General features: G+C 64.5%; 13 protein-coding genes. 7 read left to right on the top strand and 6 right to left on the bottom strand.

Annotation, left to right across the window (positions count from 1 at the left end; translation table 11 throughout):
- Positions 1–41: 41 nt before the first annotated feature.
- The 5 genes from ABNP31_RS02930 to ABNP31_RS02910 form a co-directional block, all read right to left on the bottom strand.
- Positions 42–497, bottom strand: coding sequence for an REP-associated tyrosine transposase (locus ABNP31_RS02930; RefSeq protein WP_238067225.1), 456 nt, complete (start codon positions 495–497; stop codon positions 42–44).
- 150 nt (positions 498–647) lie between these two features.
- A complete protein-coding gene (gene speA, locus ABNP31_RS02925; RefSeq protein WP_025337567.1) occupies positions 648–2561 on the bottom strand; it encodes an arginine decarboxylase in 1914 nt (637 codons plus the stop codon).
- Between the two features lie 152 nt (positions 2562–2713).
- Positions 2714–3085: a translation initiation factor Sui1 gene (locus ABNP31_RS02920; protein WP_003257057.1), complete on the bottom strand. Its 372-nt coding sequence runs from the start codon at positions 3083–3085 to the stop codon at positions 2714–2716.
- A 298-nt stretch (positions 3086–3383) separates the two neighbouring features.
- Positions 3384–3920, bottom strand: coding sequence for an NUDIX hydrolase (locus ABNP31_RS02915; RefSeq protein WP_085617861.1), 537 nt, complete (start codon positions 3918–3920; stop codon positions 3384–3386).
- A 2-nt stretch (positions 3921–3922) separates the two neighbouring features.
- Complete coding sequence (locus ABNP31_RS02910) at positions 3923–4990, bottom strand: DUF2333 family protein (protein ID WP_013970713.1); 1068 nt, start codon at positions 4988–4990, stop codon at positions 3923–3925.
- A gap of 248 nt (positions 4991–5238) precedes the next feature.
- Here ABNP31_RS02910 and ABNP31_RS02905 point away from each other — a divergent pair, with 248 nt between their 5' ends.
- From ABNP31_RS02905 to accC, 6 genes are all read left to right on the top strand, one after another.
- Entirely contained in the window at positions 5239–6597 is a 1359-nt protein-coding gene (locus tag ABNP31_RS02905) for a diguanylate cyclase (RefSeq protein WP_350012975.1), read from the top strand.
- Between the two features lie 242 nt (positions 6598–6839).
- Complete coding sequence (locus ABNP31_RS02900; protein WP_350012974.1) at positions 6840–8801, top strand: methyl-accepting chemotaxis protein; 1962 nt, start codon at positions 6840–6842, stop codon at positions 8799–8801.
- A 219-nt stretch (positions 8802–9020) separates the two neighbouring features.
- Positions 9021–10793: a protein-disulfide reductase DsbD gene (locus tag ABNP31_RS02895; RefSeq protein ID WP_350012973.1), complete on the top strand. Its 1773-nt coding sequence runs from the start codon at positions 9021–9023 to the stop codon at positions 10791–10793.
- 179 nt (positions 10794–10972) lie between these two features.
- Positions 10973–11428: a type II 3-dehydroquinate dehydratase gene (gene aroQ, locus ABNP31_RS02890; protein WP_003255330.1), complete on the top strand. Its 456-nt coding sequence runs from the start codon at positions 10973–10975 to the stop codon at positions 11426–11428.
- A gap of 100 nt (positions 11429–11528) precedes the next feature.
- Entirely contained in the window at positions 11529–11990 is a 462-nt protein-coding gene (accB, locus tag ABNP31_RS02885; RefSeq protein ID WP_075044486.1) for an acetyl-CoA carboxylase biotin carboxyl carrier protein, read from the top strand.
- 17 nt (positions 11991–12007) lie between these two features.
- Complete coding sequence (gene accC / locus ABNP31_RS02880; RefSeq protein WP_003257054.1) at positions 12008–13363, top strand: acetyl-CoA carboxylase biotin carboxylase subunit; 1356 nt, start codon at positions 12008–12010, stop codon at positions 13361–13363.
- A 431-nt stretch (positions 13364–13794) separates the two neighbouring features.
- On the opposite strand, the gene ABNP31_RS02875 is transcribed toward accC, so the two are convergent.
- Complete coding sequence (locus ABNP31_RS02875; protein WP_350012972.1) at positions 13795–15648, bottom strand: sigma-54-dependent Fis family transcriptional regulator; 1854 nt, start codon at positions 15646–15648, stop codon at positions 13795–13797.
- A gap of 283 nt (positions 15649–15931) precedes the next feature.
- Here ABNP31_RS02875 and ABNP31_RS02870 point away from each other — a divergent pair, with 283 nt between their 5' ends.
- Complete coding sequence (locus tag ABNP31_RS02870) at positions 15932–16987, top strand: ATP-NAD kinase family protein (protein ID WP_350012971.1); 1056 nt, start codon at positions 15932–15934, stop codon at positions 16985–16987.
- Positions 16988–16997: the final 10 nt, after the last annotated feature.

The raw sequence follows: 16997 nt of genomic DNA, 5'->3' as shown, positions 1-16997 counted from the left end.
CCTTGTGTCGCGAAATGAGGGCGAAGCCCTCACCTGCGGATTCACAGCCACACACAATCCCAATGTGGATAATCACCAGCCCGCCGCACCAGGCCAGCCCGAATGGGATTCGCTATGATGTAGCGCGCCACTGCCCTCACATCCTCCTCGCGGCGCAAAGCCCGGTCATGAAAGCTGGTCTGCCAGATATGCCGCCTTTCAGCCCCCACCTTGTACAGCGCACAACTGCTTCTGGACTTGAACTCGCACATCAGCCTACCCAGGGTCGACGGCCCAAGCTCGACAAGCCAGTGAAGATGATCCGGCATCAAGACCCACGCCAGAGACCGACACGCCTTGCGCTCTTCGCTGAGCCGCAATTGCTGGATAACTGTTCTGGCGAACAAGAAGTCTTTGAACAACGGTGTTAGGTTGCGGGTGGTCGTGGTGAGCAGGTAGAGACGCCCTGGTTCGGACACTCGGCCACTACGTAAACGATGGGAGCCGGGACTTTCCATGTCATCCTCCTTTGAACATTGCATTCAAAGGTAGCGGCGCTGATGCGATAGGCGAGGACTGGACCATTACCAGGTATGACGCGGTGAGGGCTTCGCCCTCATATCGCGACGCAAGGCCGCTCCCACAAAAAAGCGGGAGCGGCCTGGCAATTATGACGACAGGTACGAAGACCGGGTCAGACCAAGGCGCAGGGCATCCAGGAACTGGGTCCGCTCCCGCGCAGTGATCTTGGCGCTGGCCACCTTGTCACGGTAGTGCGTCATCAACTCCTCCGGCGACAGGTGCACATAGCGCAGCATGTCTTCGATGGTATCGTGGGTCTCGATACCGGCGTGGTACACGCTACCGTCGGCGTTCTGGTAGATGTTCACCGAGTCGGTGTCACCGAACAGGTTGTGCATGTCACCGAGGATTTCCTGGTAGGCACCGACCAGGAACACACCCAGCAGGTAGTCCTCGCCCTCCTTCACCGCATGCACCGGCATGCTGGTCTCGATGCTCTGCTCGTCGACGTACTGGTTGATCTTGCCGTCGGAGTCGCAGGTCAGGTCCTGCAGCACGGCACGACGCATCGGCTCTTCGTCCAGGCGGTGCAGCGGGATGATCGGCAGTACCTGGCCGATCGCCCAGGTGTCCGGCAGGCTCTGGAACACCGAGAAGTTGCAGATGTACTTGTCGGCCAGCTTGTCGTTCAGCTCGTCCAGCACCTGGCGGTGCGAGCGCTGGCGGGCTTTCAGCGAGTTGTGCAAGCGGCGGCACACGGCAAAGTAGCACTGCTCGGCCAGGGCCTTCTCGGCCAGGCTGATCTTGCCATCGGCATACTGCGCGGCCACGTCACCCATGTAGTGGGTGGCGCGCCAGTAGGTCTCGGTCACCATCTCGATGTCGGTCGGGCCGAGCAGGTCGACCAGCCACTGCACGGTCTCGGGCAGGGCTTCCTTGTTCTCGATGGTCGGCACGTCGTCGTTGTGCTTCTCGACGTCGGTCACCTGAATCACCAGCATGGCGTGGTGCGCGGTCAGCGAACGGCCGCTCTCGGAGAAGATGTGCGGGTGCGGCAGGCCCTGCGCGTCGCAGAACTCCTTGAGCATGCCCACCACCACGCCGGCGTAGTCGTCCATGTCGTAGTTGATCGAGCTGGCATTGCGCGAGTGGGTACCGTCGTAGTCCACGCCCAAACCACCGCCAACGTCGATATGGTCGACCGGCAGGCCCAGCGCACGCAGCTCACCGTAGTAACGGATGGCTTCCTTGAAGCCGTGCTGGTAGTCGGCCAGGTTGGCGATCTGCGAACCCATGTGGAAGTGCAGCAGGCGGATACCCTGGTCCAGGCCGGCATCGCGGAAGCGCTGCACCACCGAGATCAGCTGGGCGGCGGACAAGCCGAACTTGGACTTCTCGCCACCGGTGTCGGCCCACTTGCTCGAGGCCAGCGACGACAGGCGCACGCGCAGGCCGACCTGCGGCTTGACCTTGAGTTCGGCAGCCTCATCGATCACCAGGGCCACTTCCGACTCTTTCTCGATGACGATGAACACGTTGTGGCCGAGCTTCTGGCCCATCAGCGCCAGGCGGATGAACTCGCGGTCCTTGTAGCCGTTGCAGACGATGGTGCCGCCCTTCGGCGCCAACGCCAGCACTGCCAGCAGCTCGGGCTTGGAGCCGGCTTCCAGGCCAATGGAGACGTTCTGCGTGGCGATGATGTTTTCCACCACCGCTTCCTGCTGGTTGACCTTGATCGGGTACAGCGCGGTGTACTTGCTCTGGTATTCCAGGCGCGCGATGTTGGCATCGAAGGCGCCGGTCAGCTGGCGCACGCGGTCTTGCAGAATGTCGGGGAAGCGCACCAGCAATGGCAGCGACAGGCCGCTCTGGCGCAATTCGTCGACCTGTTCGAACAGGTCGATCGGTGCGCTTTTGGGGCCGTTGGGGCGTACTTCGACGCGCCCGGCTTCATTGATGGCGAAATAACCAGCGCCCCAATGGCGGATACCATAAACACTGCGGCTGTCGGCCACGGTCCATTGGCTACCATCGTCTTTGCGTGTGCGTCGTACGGACATTCAAGTCCCCTATAGATAAGTCGAAGACACTGCCCCGCAAGGAGGCGGGCGCAGTGTAAAAGCCAAAAATGACGATTCGTCCGTGCCCTCGGGTAGACCCTGGTCACGGCAACGAGTTTAGAAAGCACTGGGCAAAAAATCGCGTGGCCGCATCAGCCGCCGGATTTTTTCGCCTTGAAGCCCTGCTTGGTCAGCTCACCGATCAGCAGTTCGACATGGTCGCCCTGAATTTCGATGACCCCATCCTTCAGGGCGCCACCGGTACCGCAGCGGCGCTTGAGGGTAGAGGCCAGCTCCTTGAGCTGATCGAGCGGCAGCGGCACGCCGGTGACGGTGGTCACGGTCTTGCCGCCGCGGCCCTTGCTTTCGCGGCGCACACGGGCAATGCCATCGCCCTCGGGGATGACCTGCTGCTTGCAGGTACAGGCATCCACCGGCTGGCTACAGTCGGGGCAGTGCCGACCGGTGTCGGTGGAGTAAACGAGACCGCCAAGGGCGGCGAAGGAAGAAGCTTTCTTGGCCACTTTTGTTCCTCTGTGCTGAGGACAAAAACTGGTCGGCCCCAGGGGGTTGAGCCCGACCGCGAAGCCCCACTCTGGCAGGGGCGGCGCTACCACCGCAAGACCTGCGGCAGCCCGAAAAGGGCGCGCAGTGTAACGATAAATCCGGCCGTTGCTAAGTACTGGAATGCGGCATTTTGCGAATGTTTTGCGACCCCTTCGCGGGTAAACCCGCTCCCACAGGTACTGCGCAGGTTTCACGACCTGTGAAATCCCTGTGGGAGCGGGTTTACCCGCGAAGGGGCCGGCATGGGCCACGCATCTATTTGAGGCTGGCTTTATAGCGCTGCAACGCCGCCAACGAGTCCGGGCAATACGGCTTGGTCAGGCTTTCTTGCTCAGCCTGCTCCAGGCCAATGAAGCGTGCCTCGATCACCTCTTCCGGCTGTAACCGCAACGGCGCATCCGACACCGCCGAATACACCGCACACCACAAGTGGTTATCCGGCTGGTCAAAGTAGAACCGCTCATGAAAACGCAGCTCCACACCGTCGATCCCCAGCTCCTCGGCCAGCTCCCGCGCCGCCGAATCGGCATACGCCTCCCCGGCCGTCACCATGCCGCCTGCCGCCACATCCCAGTACCCCGGGTACAGCGCCTTGCTCAGGGTGCGCCGGTGCACGCACAGCTCACCGGCACTGTTGAACAGCAGAATGAACGTGCAACGCCCGATCAGGCCGCGCTCGCGCAGTTCGGCGCGGGGCAAGGCACCCAGCACCTGGTCGGCTTCGTCCACCCAGGTGACCAGTTCTCGGTCGGAAGCCGCCCGGTGGGCGGCCTCGTTCGGGCTGATCGCCATCATCAACCCTGCGACAGCAGCTGGCGCAGGTCGATGACCGCCGCGTTGGCCCGGGAAATGTAGTTGGCCATGACCAGCGAGTGGTTGGCCCACATGCCGAAGCCGCTGCCGTTTAGCACCATCGGGCTCCACAGGGCTTCCTGCGAGGCTTCCAGCTCACGGATGATCTGGCGCACGCTGACCGTGGCGTTCTTCTTCGCCAGCACGTCGGCAAAGTCCACCTCGATGGCGCGCAGCAGGTGCGACAGCGCCCAGGCCTGGCCTCGGGCTTCGTAGAACACGTTGTCGATCTGCAGCCATGGGGTTTCCACCAGCTCCTCGTCCACCTGCGGTGCCTGGCCGGCGACCAGCGACTCGGTCTTCAGCGTGGTGTTGAGCTTGACCCGGCCGACGCTGGCCGACAGGCGCTGCGACAGCGAGCCCAGGCGGGTGGCCACATCACCCAGCCAGTTGTTCAGGTTGTCGGCACGGGTGTAGAAGATCGCGCCCTTGTCGCCGGCAGCCAGACGGGTCTGGTAGCGGGTCAGCGACTTGATGCCCTCTTCGAACTCCGACTCGCTCGATGGCAGGATCCAGCTCTTGTTGTCGAAGTTGAAACGCGGCTCGGCCTTGGCCAGGTCGGCGTCTTCGGTCGACTGCGACTGCGAACGGGCGAAGTCCTTGCGCAGGGCACGGGACAGGTCGCGCACCTGGACCAGCACGCCATATTCCCAGCTCGGCATGTTGTCCATCCACAGCCCTGGCGGGAAGCGGTCGTTGGAAATGTAGCCACCAGGCTTGTTCAGCAAGGTGCCGGCCACGGTCTTGAGGGTTTCGATAGTGGTGTAGCCCACCACCATCTGCTGGCCGGTACGCTCGGCTGCGGCCTGGGCGTTCTGCTGCACCGGGAACAGCTCCGGCTCCTGGCTCCAGTACCAGCCCAGGCCGATACACACCAGCAGGTACAACCCGATCAGGGTCCCCAGGGCACGGCTCCAGAGGCCGCCAAGGTAGCTACGGGCGGCGGCGCCACGGCCGTCGACACGCTCGCGGGGCTCGGCTTTGGCCTCGCGGTTTTTCCAGTCCAGCATGGCTTTGTCCTTAATCAGTCACGACGGTTCAGGGGCTTGGACCACAGGCCTGCGCCAGGGTGCCACGGCAAGCCCGCGTGGCAGCACTATAAAGCAGACACCGCCTTACGCATAAGCGACCAATCGGTCAGCAACTGAATATTCGTTCTGGCCGCTTTGTTGATGCAGCGCACTCACGCGCCTGAAAAGAACTGCTAGCATAGAGCCATCATCGCCCCTGCACACCCCAACCTACAAGTAGCCAGGACATGAGCCAAGCAGCCGAGCCGAGCCCGTTGTGCCCCGCCCAACAGCTGACGCGTAGCGGCCTGCGCAAGGACGACCCGCTCGACCAGGTGCTGCTGCCGCCCCTGCGCAAGCCGGTGTATATCCTGCTGCAGGACCACGAACGTGCCCAGCGCCTGGCCCAGCAACTGGAATTCTTTGGCCTGGTGGTGCAGGCGCTGGCCAGCGCCACGGCGTTTCAGGCCTCGATCGGCGAATACCCGCCCTCGGCCATCATCATGGATGTCGACTTCAACGGTGCCGGCCAAGGCTTGCTGCTGGCTGCCCAGGTGCAGCAGGGGTTGGCCCGGCATATACCGCTGCTGTTCTTCAGCCACCACGAAACCGACACCCCGACCCGCCTGGCCGCCGTGCGCGCCGGTGGCCAGGACTTCCTCACCGGCACCCTGGAAGCCTCCAGCCTGCTGGAAAAGGTCGAACTGCTGACCAATGCCACCCAGCATGACCCGTTGCGCGTGCTGATCATCGACGACTCGCGCACCCAGGCGTTGTACACCGAGCGCGTGCTGGCCAGTGCCGGCATGATCACCCGCAGCCTGACCGACCCGATCCGCACCATGGCCGAGCTGGCCGACTTCCAGCCCGACCTGATCATCCTCGACCTGTACATGCCGGCCTGCACCGGCCCTGAGCTGGCCAAGGTGATCCGCCACAGCGACCGTTATGTGAGCGTGCCGATCATCTACCTGTCTGCCGAGGACGACCTGGACAAGCAGTTGGATGCCATGAGCGAAGGCGGTGATGACTTCCTGACCAAACCATTTCGCTCACGCCACCTGATCACCACCGTGCGCAACCGCGCCGCCCGCGCTCGGCACCTGAAGGCGCGCATGGTGCGCGACAGCCTGACCGGGCTGTACAACCACACCCACATCCTGCAACTGCTGGAAGACTGCAGCTTCCGCGCCCGTCGCGAGCAGCAGCCGTTGAGCTTTGCCATGCTCGACATCGACCACTTCAAGAAGATCAACGACCGCCACGGCCACCCCATGGGCGACCGGGTGATCAAGAGCCTGGCGCTGTTTCTCAAGCAGCGCTTGCGCAAGACCGATTTCATTGGCCGTTACGGTGGTGAAGAGTTCGCCATTGTCATGCCCAATACCGCGCTGGACGCGGCGCACAAGGTGCTGGACGAAATCCGCCGGCGCTTTGCCGAGATTCTCTACCCGGCGCAGCCACGGGACTTGCAGTGCACCTTCAGTGCCGGGGTGGTGCAAATGGATGAAGGGCTGGATGCGCTGACCATGGCCAGTGCGGCGGACGAGGCGCTGTATCGGGCCAAGCATGCCGGGCGTAATTGCGTGGTGCGTGTAGAGCCCTGAATCAGGCTTTGCCTGTGCCGGCCTCTTCGCGGCTAAAGCCGCTCCCACAGGTAATCCACCGGACTGAGGGATTGCGCAGTCCCTGTGGGAGCGGCTTTAGCCGCGAAGAGGCCGGCACAGATTGATATGGAGGCACTGTGCCACTTTTTTATGGCGCCACCCCCCTGTCGTCATCACCCCGTCACAAAATCGCAATAACTTCAGCCACCGACCTCTCCCCTCCCCGCAGGAAGCTCGCGGCTATGCGCCTGAAGTGGCTGACCAATTTCAACACCCTGTTGCTGGTAACCGTGTGTATCGCCCTGGGCACCACCCTTTGGTGGTCGCAGCGGGCCCTTGAGCGCCCCTACCAGTTGATGGAGCGCTACCTGGGCCTGTCCCAGCAGTTCCAGAACCAGGCGGCCCGCAACATCCAGGGGTACCTGGGCAGTGGCGATGCCCTGCGCCACGCCGCGGCGATGGAGGCCAACCAGCAACTGCAGGCCGCGCTGGCCGAATGGCCCAGCGAACTGGCCGACAAACTGCGCCCCAGCCTGGACAGCCTGCAAGCCTTTACCGCCGCGGAGCTGCTGGCCGCCGGCAAGCTGGCCGGCGACCCGCAAGCCCTGCTGCTGCAGGCCGAGCGGGAACTGGGTGCCAACTTCGAACAACTGGCCGGCTACGCCCGCGACAGCGGCAGCGCCGACGCCAACCGCTACCTGGTACCACTGCTCGACGCCACCGTGCACCTCGGTCGCCTGTCGCTGGCCCGGGACAAGCTGGTCAGCAGCGGCCGTCCGGAGCTGGCCGACGAAGTGGAGCGCGAACTGCAACTGATCCGTGCCCAGGCCCAGGCGATCGACGCCTTGCCCTTGCTGGGCGTAACCCGTAGCGCCGAATCCGGTGCCGACGACTTCGCCGCGATGATGGGCCTGGAAACCCAGGCCAGCGCCCAGCAGGAAGACATTGCCGTCGGCCTCAAGCGCGAACTGCAGAGCCTGCTCGGCCGCTACCCGGCCGAACTGCAGCGCACCCGCGAACAGATCGAGCGCCGCGTCGCCCTGGCGGCCAGCACCGGCCAACGCCTGGAGGCCGTGCAACAGGCCATTGCGGCGCTGGAGCCCGAGGTACGCGGCCAGCATGGGAAAATTGCCGCCGAAGTGCGCATCATCCAGGGCCTGATGATCGGCCTGATCCTGCTTATCGCCCTGCTGATCGACACCTTGCAACGCCGCCTGGCGCGCATCCTGACCGGCCTGGCCCCTGCCCTGTCGCGCTGGGCCGAGGGTGACTTCGCCGAGGCCATCGCCCTGGGCAGGACCAACCGCGAACTGCGCGACATCCAGGAATCGCTCAACCGCCTGCGCCAGTACCTGGTGGAGCTGGTCGGCACCATCCGCCACAACGCCGAGCAGGTGGCTGGCAGCAGCCACGCCCTGGCCGGCATGAGCGCCGCCCTGCATGACGGCGCCGAACGCCAGGCCGGCGACACCGGGCAGATCCGCGATGCGTTGGGTGAGCTGGAAGCGACCATCCAGCAAGTGGCCGGCGACGCCAGTGCCGCAGCCGACGCCAGCCGCGATGCCGGGCGTGCAGTGGAGCAGGGCCAGGCGGTGATCGGCCAGAGCCTGTCAGGCTTGCGTGAGCTGGTCGACGAGGTGCAGGGCAACGCCCGCATGATCGAACAACTGGCGGAGGAGTCGGCCACCATCGGTGGCGTGCTGACGGTGATCCGCTCGATTGCCGAGCAGACCAACCTGCTGGCACTGAATGCCGCGATCGAAGCGGCCCGCGCCGGTGAGATGGGCCGTGGTTTCGCCGTGGTAGCCGATGAGGTGCGTTCGCTGGCACAGCGCACCACCGGTGCGACCGGCGAGATTCAGGCACTGATCGACCGCTTGCAGCAGGCAGCCAGAAGTTCGGTGGCCGGGATGCGTGCGCAGCTTGAGCATGCCGAGGCCACGGCCAACCAGGCGCAGGCGGCGGATGGGGCGCTGGACGAGATTGTCTGTGCCATTCGCACCATTTCGGACACTGCGGTGCGGATTGCCGATGTCACGGCGCAGCAGAGTGGTGCCGTGAGCGAGATTCGCGACCACAGCGAGCGGATTCATGAGCTGGGTGAGGACAACCTGCAGCGCATTGGCGAGGGGCGCGAGCAAGGCGAGCAGTTGCTGAGCCTGGGCGGTGAGCTGAACCGGGCGGTGCGGGCCTTCAGAGTCTAGGTTGGCCTGTACCGGCCTCTTCGCGGGTAAACCCGCTCCCACAGGGATAGCGCATGGCTTGAGGTTTATGCGGTCGAGGTGGGAGCGGGTTTACCCGCGAAGAGGCAGGCACAGGCAGTACATGAGCCAGCGGCCATGTGTCGCCCCCGCCACCCGCATGGCCCCAACCTGCACCAACTCCGCTATCATGCCCAGCACGTTCCACCTCGCGAGTCCGCCATGCGCCGCCTGTTTTTCCTGCTGTTCCTGCTGCTGGCCAGCCCTGCCTTCGCCACGGGCCTGCTCGACAACCGCCCCAGCGCCACCCTCGGCGCAGCTTCGCTGGCCAACAACGCCGACTTCCTGCCGGTACACGAGGCCTTCAAGCTCAGCCTGGTCCAGGCCGATGCGCAAACCATCAAGCTGCGCTTCGTCGCTACCGACGGCTACTACCTCTATCGCCACCGTTTCCAGTTCCGCACCGAACCGGCCGACATTGCCCTGGGCACACCAAACATCCCCAAGGGCGAGGCCAAGCACGATGAGTTCTTCGGTGATGTCGAGGTATACCACGGCGTGCTCGATATCGAGCTGCCGCGCAACGACCCGCGTGCCTTCACCCTGCTGGTGGGCTACCAGGGCTGCGCCGACAAAGGCCTGTGCTACCCCCCGGAAACCGCACGCCTGAGCATTGATGGCGAAGGCGGCGCAAGCACCCCGGCCAGCGCTGAACACGCCTGGACCTGGAAGTCGCTGCTGCTGTTCTTCCTCGCCGGGGTGGGCCTGACGTTCACCCCCTGCGTGCTGCCGATGCTGCCGATCCTCTCCGGCGTGGTGCTGCGTGGCCAGGCCGGCGGCCTGCGCGGGCTGGCGCTGTCGCTGGCCTACGTGCTGCCGATGGCAGCCAGCTTCGCGGTGCTCGGCGCCCTGATGGGGTTGTTCGGCGCCGGCCTGAACCTGCAGGCGCGCCTGCAGTCGGCCTGGGTGCTGGTGCCCTTCGCGCTGTTCTTCGTGGTGTTCGCCCTGGCCATGTTCGGCCTGTTCGAACTGAAACTGCCGCAAGCCCTGAGCAACCGCCTGAACAATGTCGCCAGCCACACCCGGGGCGGCTCGCTGCTGGGCGCGGCAATACTGGGCGTACTCTCCAGCCTGCTGGTTTCGCCCTGTGTGTCGGCGCCGCTGGCCGGTGCGTTGCTGTACATCAGCGCCAGCGGCGATGCCCTGGGCGGCGCACTCAAGCTGTTCGCCCTGGGCCTGGGCATGGGCGCACCATTGCTGCTGGTAGCTACCGGTGGCGCGGCCTGGCTGCCGAAAAGCGGCCCTTGGCTGAATTCGGTGAAGAACGCCATCGGCGTCCTGCTGCTGGGCTTGGCCATCGGTTTGCTCAGCCGTGTGCTGCCAGGCCCGCTGACCTTGCTGCTGGTCGGTTTCCTCGCCGCTGGCGTGGCGCTGTTCCTCGGTGCCCTCGAATTTGTCGTCAAGACCGCGCGCCAGCGCCTGGCCCAACTGCTCGGCCTGGCCTTGCTGGTGTACGCCCTGGCCTGCTGGTACGGCGCCCTCAGCGGCCACGGCGACCCGCTGCGCCCGCTGCCGCCGGCAACCCTTGTGGCCACCGGCAACGGGCCGGCGGTGCAGGCGGATAGCTGGCAGACCATCACTACCCCCGCCGCTCTGGACGCAGCCCTGGCCCAGGCCAAGGCGGCCGGCCAGCCGGTACTGCTGGACTGGTACGCCGACTGGTGCATCAGCTGCAAGGTGATCGAGCGCGAGGTGCTCACCGCCCCGCAGGTGCAAGCGCAACTGGCTGGCTTCAAGCTGCTGCGTTTCGACATCACCGAAAGCAATGCCGAACAACGCAGCCTGCTCGACCGCTACCAGCTGTTCGGCCCTCCCGCCCTGTTGTTCTTTGCCGCGAACGGTAGCGAAATAGCCGCTGATCGGGTCATTGGCGAGATAAATGCCGGTGAATTCGCGCAAATTCTGACGCGCGTGCGCGGCAAAGTCGGTCTATAACTTCCCGCGAGCTGTGAAAAATCCTGAAATCAGTGACCAAATTTAATTATTTGGTCACATACTTCGCGCGAACCTCGGACATCGTGCTGGCTATTGCCGGGAACTGGACACTTGCCGTCGCTTTACGGCACACTCGCCGCGCTGTGTCGAATTGCCCTACAAATCCAAGGAATCCGCAGATGGCAACGCTACTGGTGCTCCACGGCCCCAACCTCAACCTGCTCGGTACCCGCGAGCCTGGCCACTACGGCGCCGTGACCCTGGCCCAGATCAACCAGGACCTGGAGCAACGTGCCCGCGCCGCAGGCCACCATCTGCAGTACCTGCAGAGCAACGCCGAATACGAACTGATCGACCGCATTCACGCCGCACGCAACGAGGGTGTGGACTTCATCCTGATCAATCCGGCTGCTTTCACCCACACAAGCGTCGCATTACGTGACGCATTGCTTGCGGTGAGCATCCCATTCATCGAAGTGCATTTGTCCAACGTGCACAAACGCGAACCGTTCCGCCACCACTCCTACTTTTCCGATGTTGCCGTAGGGGTGATCTGCGGCCTGGGCGCCAGCGGTTATCGCCTGGCCCTGGAGTCCGCGCTGGAACAACTGGCTGCCAACGCACAGCCCAAATGATGAAAACCCTGGCCTCAGTGGGCCAGGGTTCGAGAGAAACGTTTCAGATACGTTTTTTTGTATTTCGCCCCCTGACCGAACCTTTGGGAGTTGATGATTAATGGATATCCGTAAAGTCAAGAAACTGATCGAGCTGCTGGAAGAGTCTGGCATCGACGAACTGGAGATCAAGGAAGGCGAAGAGTCGGTCCGTATCAGCCGTCACAGCAAGACCCCAGCTGCCCAGCAGTACTTCGCACCGGCTCCGGTAGCCGCTGCCCCTGTTGCTGCCCCGGTCGCCGCTGCCGCTCCGGCCGCTGAAGCCGCTGCCGCTGCCCCGGCCCTGAAAGGCACCGTGATCCGCTCGCCGATGGTAGGTACCTTCTACCGCAAGCCTTCGCCGACCTCGCCGAACTTCGCTGAAGTTGGCCAGAGCGTGAAGAAAGGCGACACCCTGTGCATCGTCGAAGCCATGAAGATGATGAACCACATCGAAGCCGATGTTGGCGGTGTCATCGACGCCATCCTGGTAGAAGACGGCCAGCCGGTTGAGTTCGACCAGCCGCTGTTCACCGTCGTTTGAATCGCGGAGAGCCAACGATGTCTGGGAAGCTCGAAAAAGTCCTGATCGCCAACCGCGGGGAAATTGCCCTGCGGATCCTGCGTGCCTGCAAAGAGCTGGGCATCAAGACCGTCGCCGTGCACTCCACTGCCGACCGTGAACTGATGCACCTGGGCCTGGCAGACGAGTCGGTCTGCATCGGCCCTGCATCGTCCAAGGATTCCTACCTGCATATCCCGGCGATCATCGCTGCCGCCGAAGTGACCGGCGCCACCGCGATCCACCCGGGCTACGGCTTCCTGGCGGAAAACGCCGACTTCGCCGAGCAGGTGGAAAAATCCGGTTTCGCCTTCATCGGCCCGAAAGCCGACACCATTCGCCTGATGGGCGACAAGGTTTCGGCCAAGGACGCGATGATCAAGTCGGGCGTACCGACTGTGCCGGGCTCCGATGGCCCGCTGCCGGAAGATGAAGAAGTCGCCCTGGCGATTGCTCGTGACGTCGGCTACCCGGTGATCATCAAGGCCGCCGGTGGCGGTGGTGGTCGCGGCATGCGCGTGGTGCACAAGGAAGAGGACCTGATTTCCTCGGCCAAGCTCACCCGTACCGAAGCCGGTGCAGCCTTCGGCAACCCGATGGTCTACCTGGAGAAGTTCCTGACCAACCCACGTCACGTGGAAGTACAGGTACTGTCCGACGGCCAGGGCAATGCCATCCACCTGGGCGACCGTGACTGCTCGCTGCAGCGCCGTCACCAGAAGGTACTGGAAGAAGCGCCAGCCCCGGGCATCGACGAGAAAGCCCGCCAGGAAGTGTTCAAACGCTGCGTCGATGCGTGCATCGAGATCGGCTACCGTGGTGCGGGTACTTTCGAGTTCCTGTACGAGAACGGCCGCTTCTACTTCATCGAGATGAACACCCGCGTGCAGGTTGAGCACCCGGTGTCGGAGATGGTGACCGGTATCGACATCGTCAAGGAGATGCTGAGCATCGCCGCTGGCAACAAGCTGTCGTTCCGCCAGGAGGACGTGGTCATCCGTGGCCATGCGCTGGAATGCCGTATCAACGCCGAAGACCCGAAGAAGTTCATCCCGAGCCCAGGCAAGGTGAAGCACTTCCACGCCCCGGGCGGCAACGGCGTGCGTGTGGATTCGCACCTGTACAGCGGTTACTCGGTTCCGCCGAACTACGACTCGCTGATCGGCAAGCTGATCACCTACGGCAAGGACCGCGACGAAGCCATGGCGCGCATGCGCAATGCCCTGGACGAGATCGTCGTCGACGGCATCAAGACCAACATCCCGCTGCACCGCGACCTGGTGCGTGATGAAGGTTTCTGCAAAGGCGGCGTCAACATTCACTACCTCGAGCACAAACTGGCTAGCCAGGAGTGATCGCGTAGTGTGATGTACCGAAACCCCGGACTTGTGCCGGGGTTTTTTATTGCCTGTCAGGGCCTCATCGCCGGCAAGCCAGCTCACACAGGGATTGCACACGGCTTGAGGTCTATGCGGTCGAGGTGGGAGCTGGCTTGCCGGCGATTGGGCTGCAAAGCAGCCCCGGGCCCTACCCCTTCATGCGCGGCATCTCGATGTGGTGCTCATGCACCCGCCGGTACAAGGTCGCCCGCGATATCCCCAGAGCAATGTACCGAAAACCCCGGACTCATTCCGGGTTTGTTATTGCCTGGGGGATCCTGGGGCCGCTTTGCGGCCCATCGCGACACAAGGCCGCTCCTACAGGAGATCGCGCAATCCTTGGGCTGGCGCTGTGCCTGTAGGAGCGGCCTTGTGTCGCGAAAGGGGCGCAACGCGCCCCCAGGGCCCTACCCCTTCATCCGCGGCATCTCGATGTGGTGCTCATGCACCCGCCGGTACAAGGTCGCCCGCGATATTCCCAAAGCCCGCGCCGCATCGGCCGGCTTCCAGCGATGGCGGATCAGCGCATCCAGCAGCAACTGCCGGGCCGGACAAGACATGCTGCTTTCCGCCGAAGCGAGCACCTCGCCGCGTACTTCCTGCGGCAGGTCCTGCACCTGCACCCGCCCGCCCTCGCTCACCGCACAGGCATAGCGCAACACCTGCCGCAGCTGGCGCAGGTTCCCCGGCCAGCGGTAAACCAGCAGCGCCTGCAGCGCATCATCCGCCAACACCACCTCGACCCCGCAGGCCTCGGCCTCCTCGGCCAGCAACTGGTGAATCAACCCCAAGCGGTCCTCACGCTCGCGCAGCGGCGGCAACGCGAAGCGGGCATTGGCCAGGCGGAAGTACAGGTCCTCACGAAAACGCCCATCCTCCACCATCGCCGCCAAATCGCGGTGGGTCGCGCAAATCACCTGGATATCCACCCGCTCCCGCCGCGCTGCGCCCAGCGGCGCCACTTCACCCTCGGCCAGCACGCGCAGCAACCGGGTTTGCAGGTTCAGCGGCATGTCGCCTATTTCGTCGAGGAACAGCGTGCCGCCATCGGCCTGCTGCAACAGCCCCTGCATGCCTTTGCTGGAAGCCCCGGTGAAGGCCCCGGCCACATAGCCGAACAGCTCGCTCTCGATCAGGCTTTCCGGAATGGCCGCGCAGTTCAGGGTGACGAACGGGCCATCGCGACGCAGGCTTTGCTGATGCAGCTGGCGGGCGAATACCTCTTTGCCTGCCCCCGTCTCGCCTTGCACAAGCACCGCCAGGTTGCAGTCCTTGACCCGCGTGGCCAGGCGCAAATGCTGCTCGATGCGGGCGTCCTGGGCCTGGCGCAACGGCTGCGCACGCTGGCGCTGGCGGGGTGCGCTGACCCGGCCGTACAGCCCACCCAGGCCCGGCAGGCGTTGAGCGGACGATGCGTTCACGCGGCGCAGCTGGTCCATGTCGAACAGCTCGCCAATGTGCTCGGGCAAACGCCCCAATTGCTCCACCAGCCGCTGGCGCGCCAGGCTGTTGATCGCCTGCAGGCGGCCATCGCCATCCCAGGCCAGCAGGTAGTCGGGCTGGCTTTCCACATAGCCCGGCGTGCCATGGGCACGCATTACCCAATGGCCCTGGGCACTGTGCATGAAGAAGGCATTTTCGATCTCGCGGGCAGTCTGCTCGACCAGTTGGCGGATCAGGTGCTGGCTGCGGCGGTCGTCCGGCGACTGCAAGGCCGAGACATCCACCACGCCCAGCAACTCGCCCAATGGGTCGAACACCGGTGCCGCCGTACAGGTCAGGCCAATGAACGCAGCGCGGAAGTGGTCGCGCTTGTGCACCGTGACCGGCGCCTTGCTGGTCAACACCGCCGCCACGCCACAGGTGCCCTCCTCGCCCTCCGACCAGCAGGTGCCCAGGTACAGCCCGGCCTTGCGGCAGTCGTTGCGGATGGCCGACTCGACTCGGTAATCGATGGTGCGCCCCAAGGCATCGGTGAGCAGTACGCAGTAGTCGGCACCGCGCACCCGCTCATGCAGGCGGGCCACGGCATCGCTGGCGATACGCAGGAACAGTTCGGCGCGCTCACGGCATTCGTTGAGCAGGCTTTGGGACAGGATGCGCGGCCCCTGCTGGGACCCGGGGTCGAGGCGGTACAGCTCCATGGAACGGCGCCATGAATCGAGGATCAGCGGTGGCACCGGCGCCTGCGGCAGGCGGTCGGCATTCTTCAGCACCCTGCTGACGCAGTCGACATGGGCTCGGGAGTTCGCGGCAAGCATTCAGGCCCTCCGGTTCTCGTTGCTGTTTTTATCGTTGTCCGGCCATTAAGCGCTTCCGGGCATGCCCCGACAAGCACTGCGTGATTACCGGCCCGCTTGAGACGCAGCGTCTCAGCGTCTCGGCAACGTCGGCCCCGCACTGGCACCGGGCGTCTCGCCAGCAGAACCATCAGCACCTGCCGGAGCGCAATAAAACCGCTCTATTGCAGGCACTTCAGCCAATTCCAAAGAAGCTGGCACCGTGCTTGCTCCTGCCCTGGAAAACAAGAATACGAGGTGCGCCATGCCGCTACCCGCCCCAACCGTCGGGATCATTGCCAACCCTGCCTCTGGCCGCGACCTGCGCCGCCTGACCGCCAACGCCGGGCTCTATTCGAGTACCGACAAGGCTTCGGCGATCCAGCGCCTGCTGGCCGCCTTCGGTGCCACCGGCATCGACCAGGTGCTGCTGCCCAGTGACATGACCGGCATTGCCGCCGCCGTGCTCAAGGCCAGCCAGGGCCCGGTCGCCCGTGACCAGCACTGGCCGGCCATCGAAATACTCGACCTGCCGCTGACCCAGACCGTTGCCGATACCCGCCTGGCCACCCGCCGCATGGTCGAACGCGGTGTGGCGATGATCGCCGTGCTCGGCGGCGACGGCACCCACAAGGCAGTTGCTGCCGAGGCCGGTGACGTACCGCTGCTGACCTTGTCCACCGGCACCAACAATGCCTTCCCCGAACTGCGCGAGGCCACCAGCGCCGGCCTGGCCGGTGGCCTGCTTGCCAGCGGCCGGGTACCGGCCAGCATCGGCCTGCGCCGCAACAAGCGCCTGCTGGTTAAGGTGCCCGAACAACAGCTTGCCGAATGGGCCCTGGTGGAGGTGGCGGTGTCGCCCCAGCGCTTCATCGGCGCTCGGGCACTGAGCCGCAGCGAGGACCTTTGCGAAGTCTTCGCCTGTTTCGCCGAACCCCATGCCATTGGCCTCTCGGCCCTGTGCGGCCTGTGGTGCCCGGTCTCGCGCCAGGACCCGCACGGCGCCTGGGTACGCCTGAACCCCGGCGCCGAGCAGGCGCTGCTCGCACCACTGGCACCCGGCCTGCTGCAAGGCTGCGGCATCACCGCCAGCGGCCCACTGACGCCCGGCGTAGCCCATCGCCTGAGCCTGGCCAGCGGCACCCTGGCATTGGACGGCGAGCGCGAAATCGAATTTTCCGAGCACGACACCCCAACCATCACCCTCGATCACCAAGGCCCGTTGAGCGTGGATGTCGAGGCCGTGCTGGCGCATGCCGCCCGCCATCACCTGCTGGCCGTACCGCGCGGCCACCGGTTGCACCCTGCAAACCCGTGTTGAGACAACCCTG

This window comes from Pseudomonas asiatica (genome assembly GCF_040214835.1).
GTDB lineage: Bacteria > Pseudomonadota > Gammaproteobacteria > Pseudomonadales > Pseudomonadaceae > Aquipseudomonas > Aquipseudomonas putida_Z.
Note: the sequence above shows the minus strand (reverse complement) of the source record. Positions and strands in the feature narration are given on the sequence as shown.

What these genes read in the sequence shown, in the direction of transcription:
- ABNP31_RS02930 (WP_238067225.1), bottom strand. Translation starts at nt 497, where the DNA reads ATGGAAAGTCCCGGCTCCCATCGTTTACGTAGTGGCCGAGTGTCCGAA.
- speA (WP_025337567.1), bottom strand. Translation starts at nt 2,561, where the DNA reads ATGTCCGTACGACGCACACGCAAAGACGATGGTAGCCAATGGACCGTG.
- ABNP31_RS02915 (WP_085617861.1), bottom strand. Translation starts at nt 3,920, where the DNA reads ATGGCGATCAGCCCGAACGAGGCCGCCCACCGGGCGGCTTCCGACCGA.
- ABNP31_RS02910 (WP_013970713.1), bottom strand. Translation starts at nt 4,990, where the DNA reads ATGCTGGACTGGAAAAACCGCGAGGCCAAAGCCGAGCCCCGCGAGCGT.
- ABNP31_RS02905 (WP_350012975.1), top strand. Translation starts at nt 5,239, where the DNA reads ATGAGCCAAGCAGCCGAGCCGAGCCCGTTGTGCCCCGCCCAACAGCTG.
- ABNP31_RS02900 (WP_350012974.1), top strand. Translation starts at nt 6,840, where the DNA reads ATGCGCCTGAAGTGGCTGACCAATTTCAACACCCTGTTGCTGGTAACC.
- ABNP31_RS02895 (WP_350012973.1), top strand. Translation starts at nt 9,021, where the DNA reads ATGCGCCGCCTGTTTTTCCTGCTGTTCCTGCTGCTGGCCAGCCCTGCC.
- aroQ (WP_003255330.1), top strand. Translation starts at nt 10,973, where the DNA reads ATGGCAACGCTACTGGTGCTCCACGGCCCCAACCTCAACCTGCTCGGT.
- accB (WP_075044486.1), top strand. Translation starts at nt 11,529, where the DNA reads ATGGATATCCGTAAAGTCAAGAAACTGATCGAGCTGCTGGAAGAGTCT.
- accC (WP_003257054.1), top strand. Translation starts at nt 12,008, where the DNA reads ATGTCTGGGAAGCTCGAAAAAGTCCTGATCGCCAACCGCGGGGAAATT.
- ABNP31_RS02875 (WP_350012972.1), bottom strand. Translation starts at nt 15,648, where the DNA reads ATGCTTGCCGCGAACTCCCGAGCCCATGTCGACTGCGTCAGCAGGGTG.
- ABNP31_RS02870 (WP_350012971.1), top strand. Translation starts at nt 15,932, where the DNA reads ATGCCGCTACCCGCCCCAACCGTCGGGATCATTGCCAACCCTGCCTCT.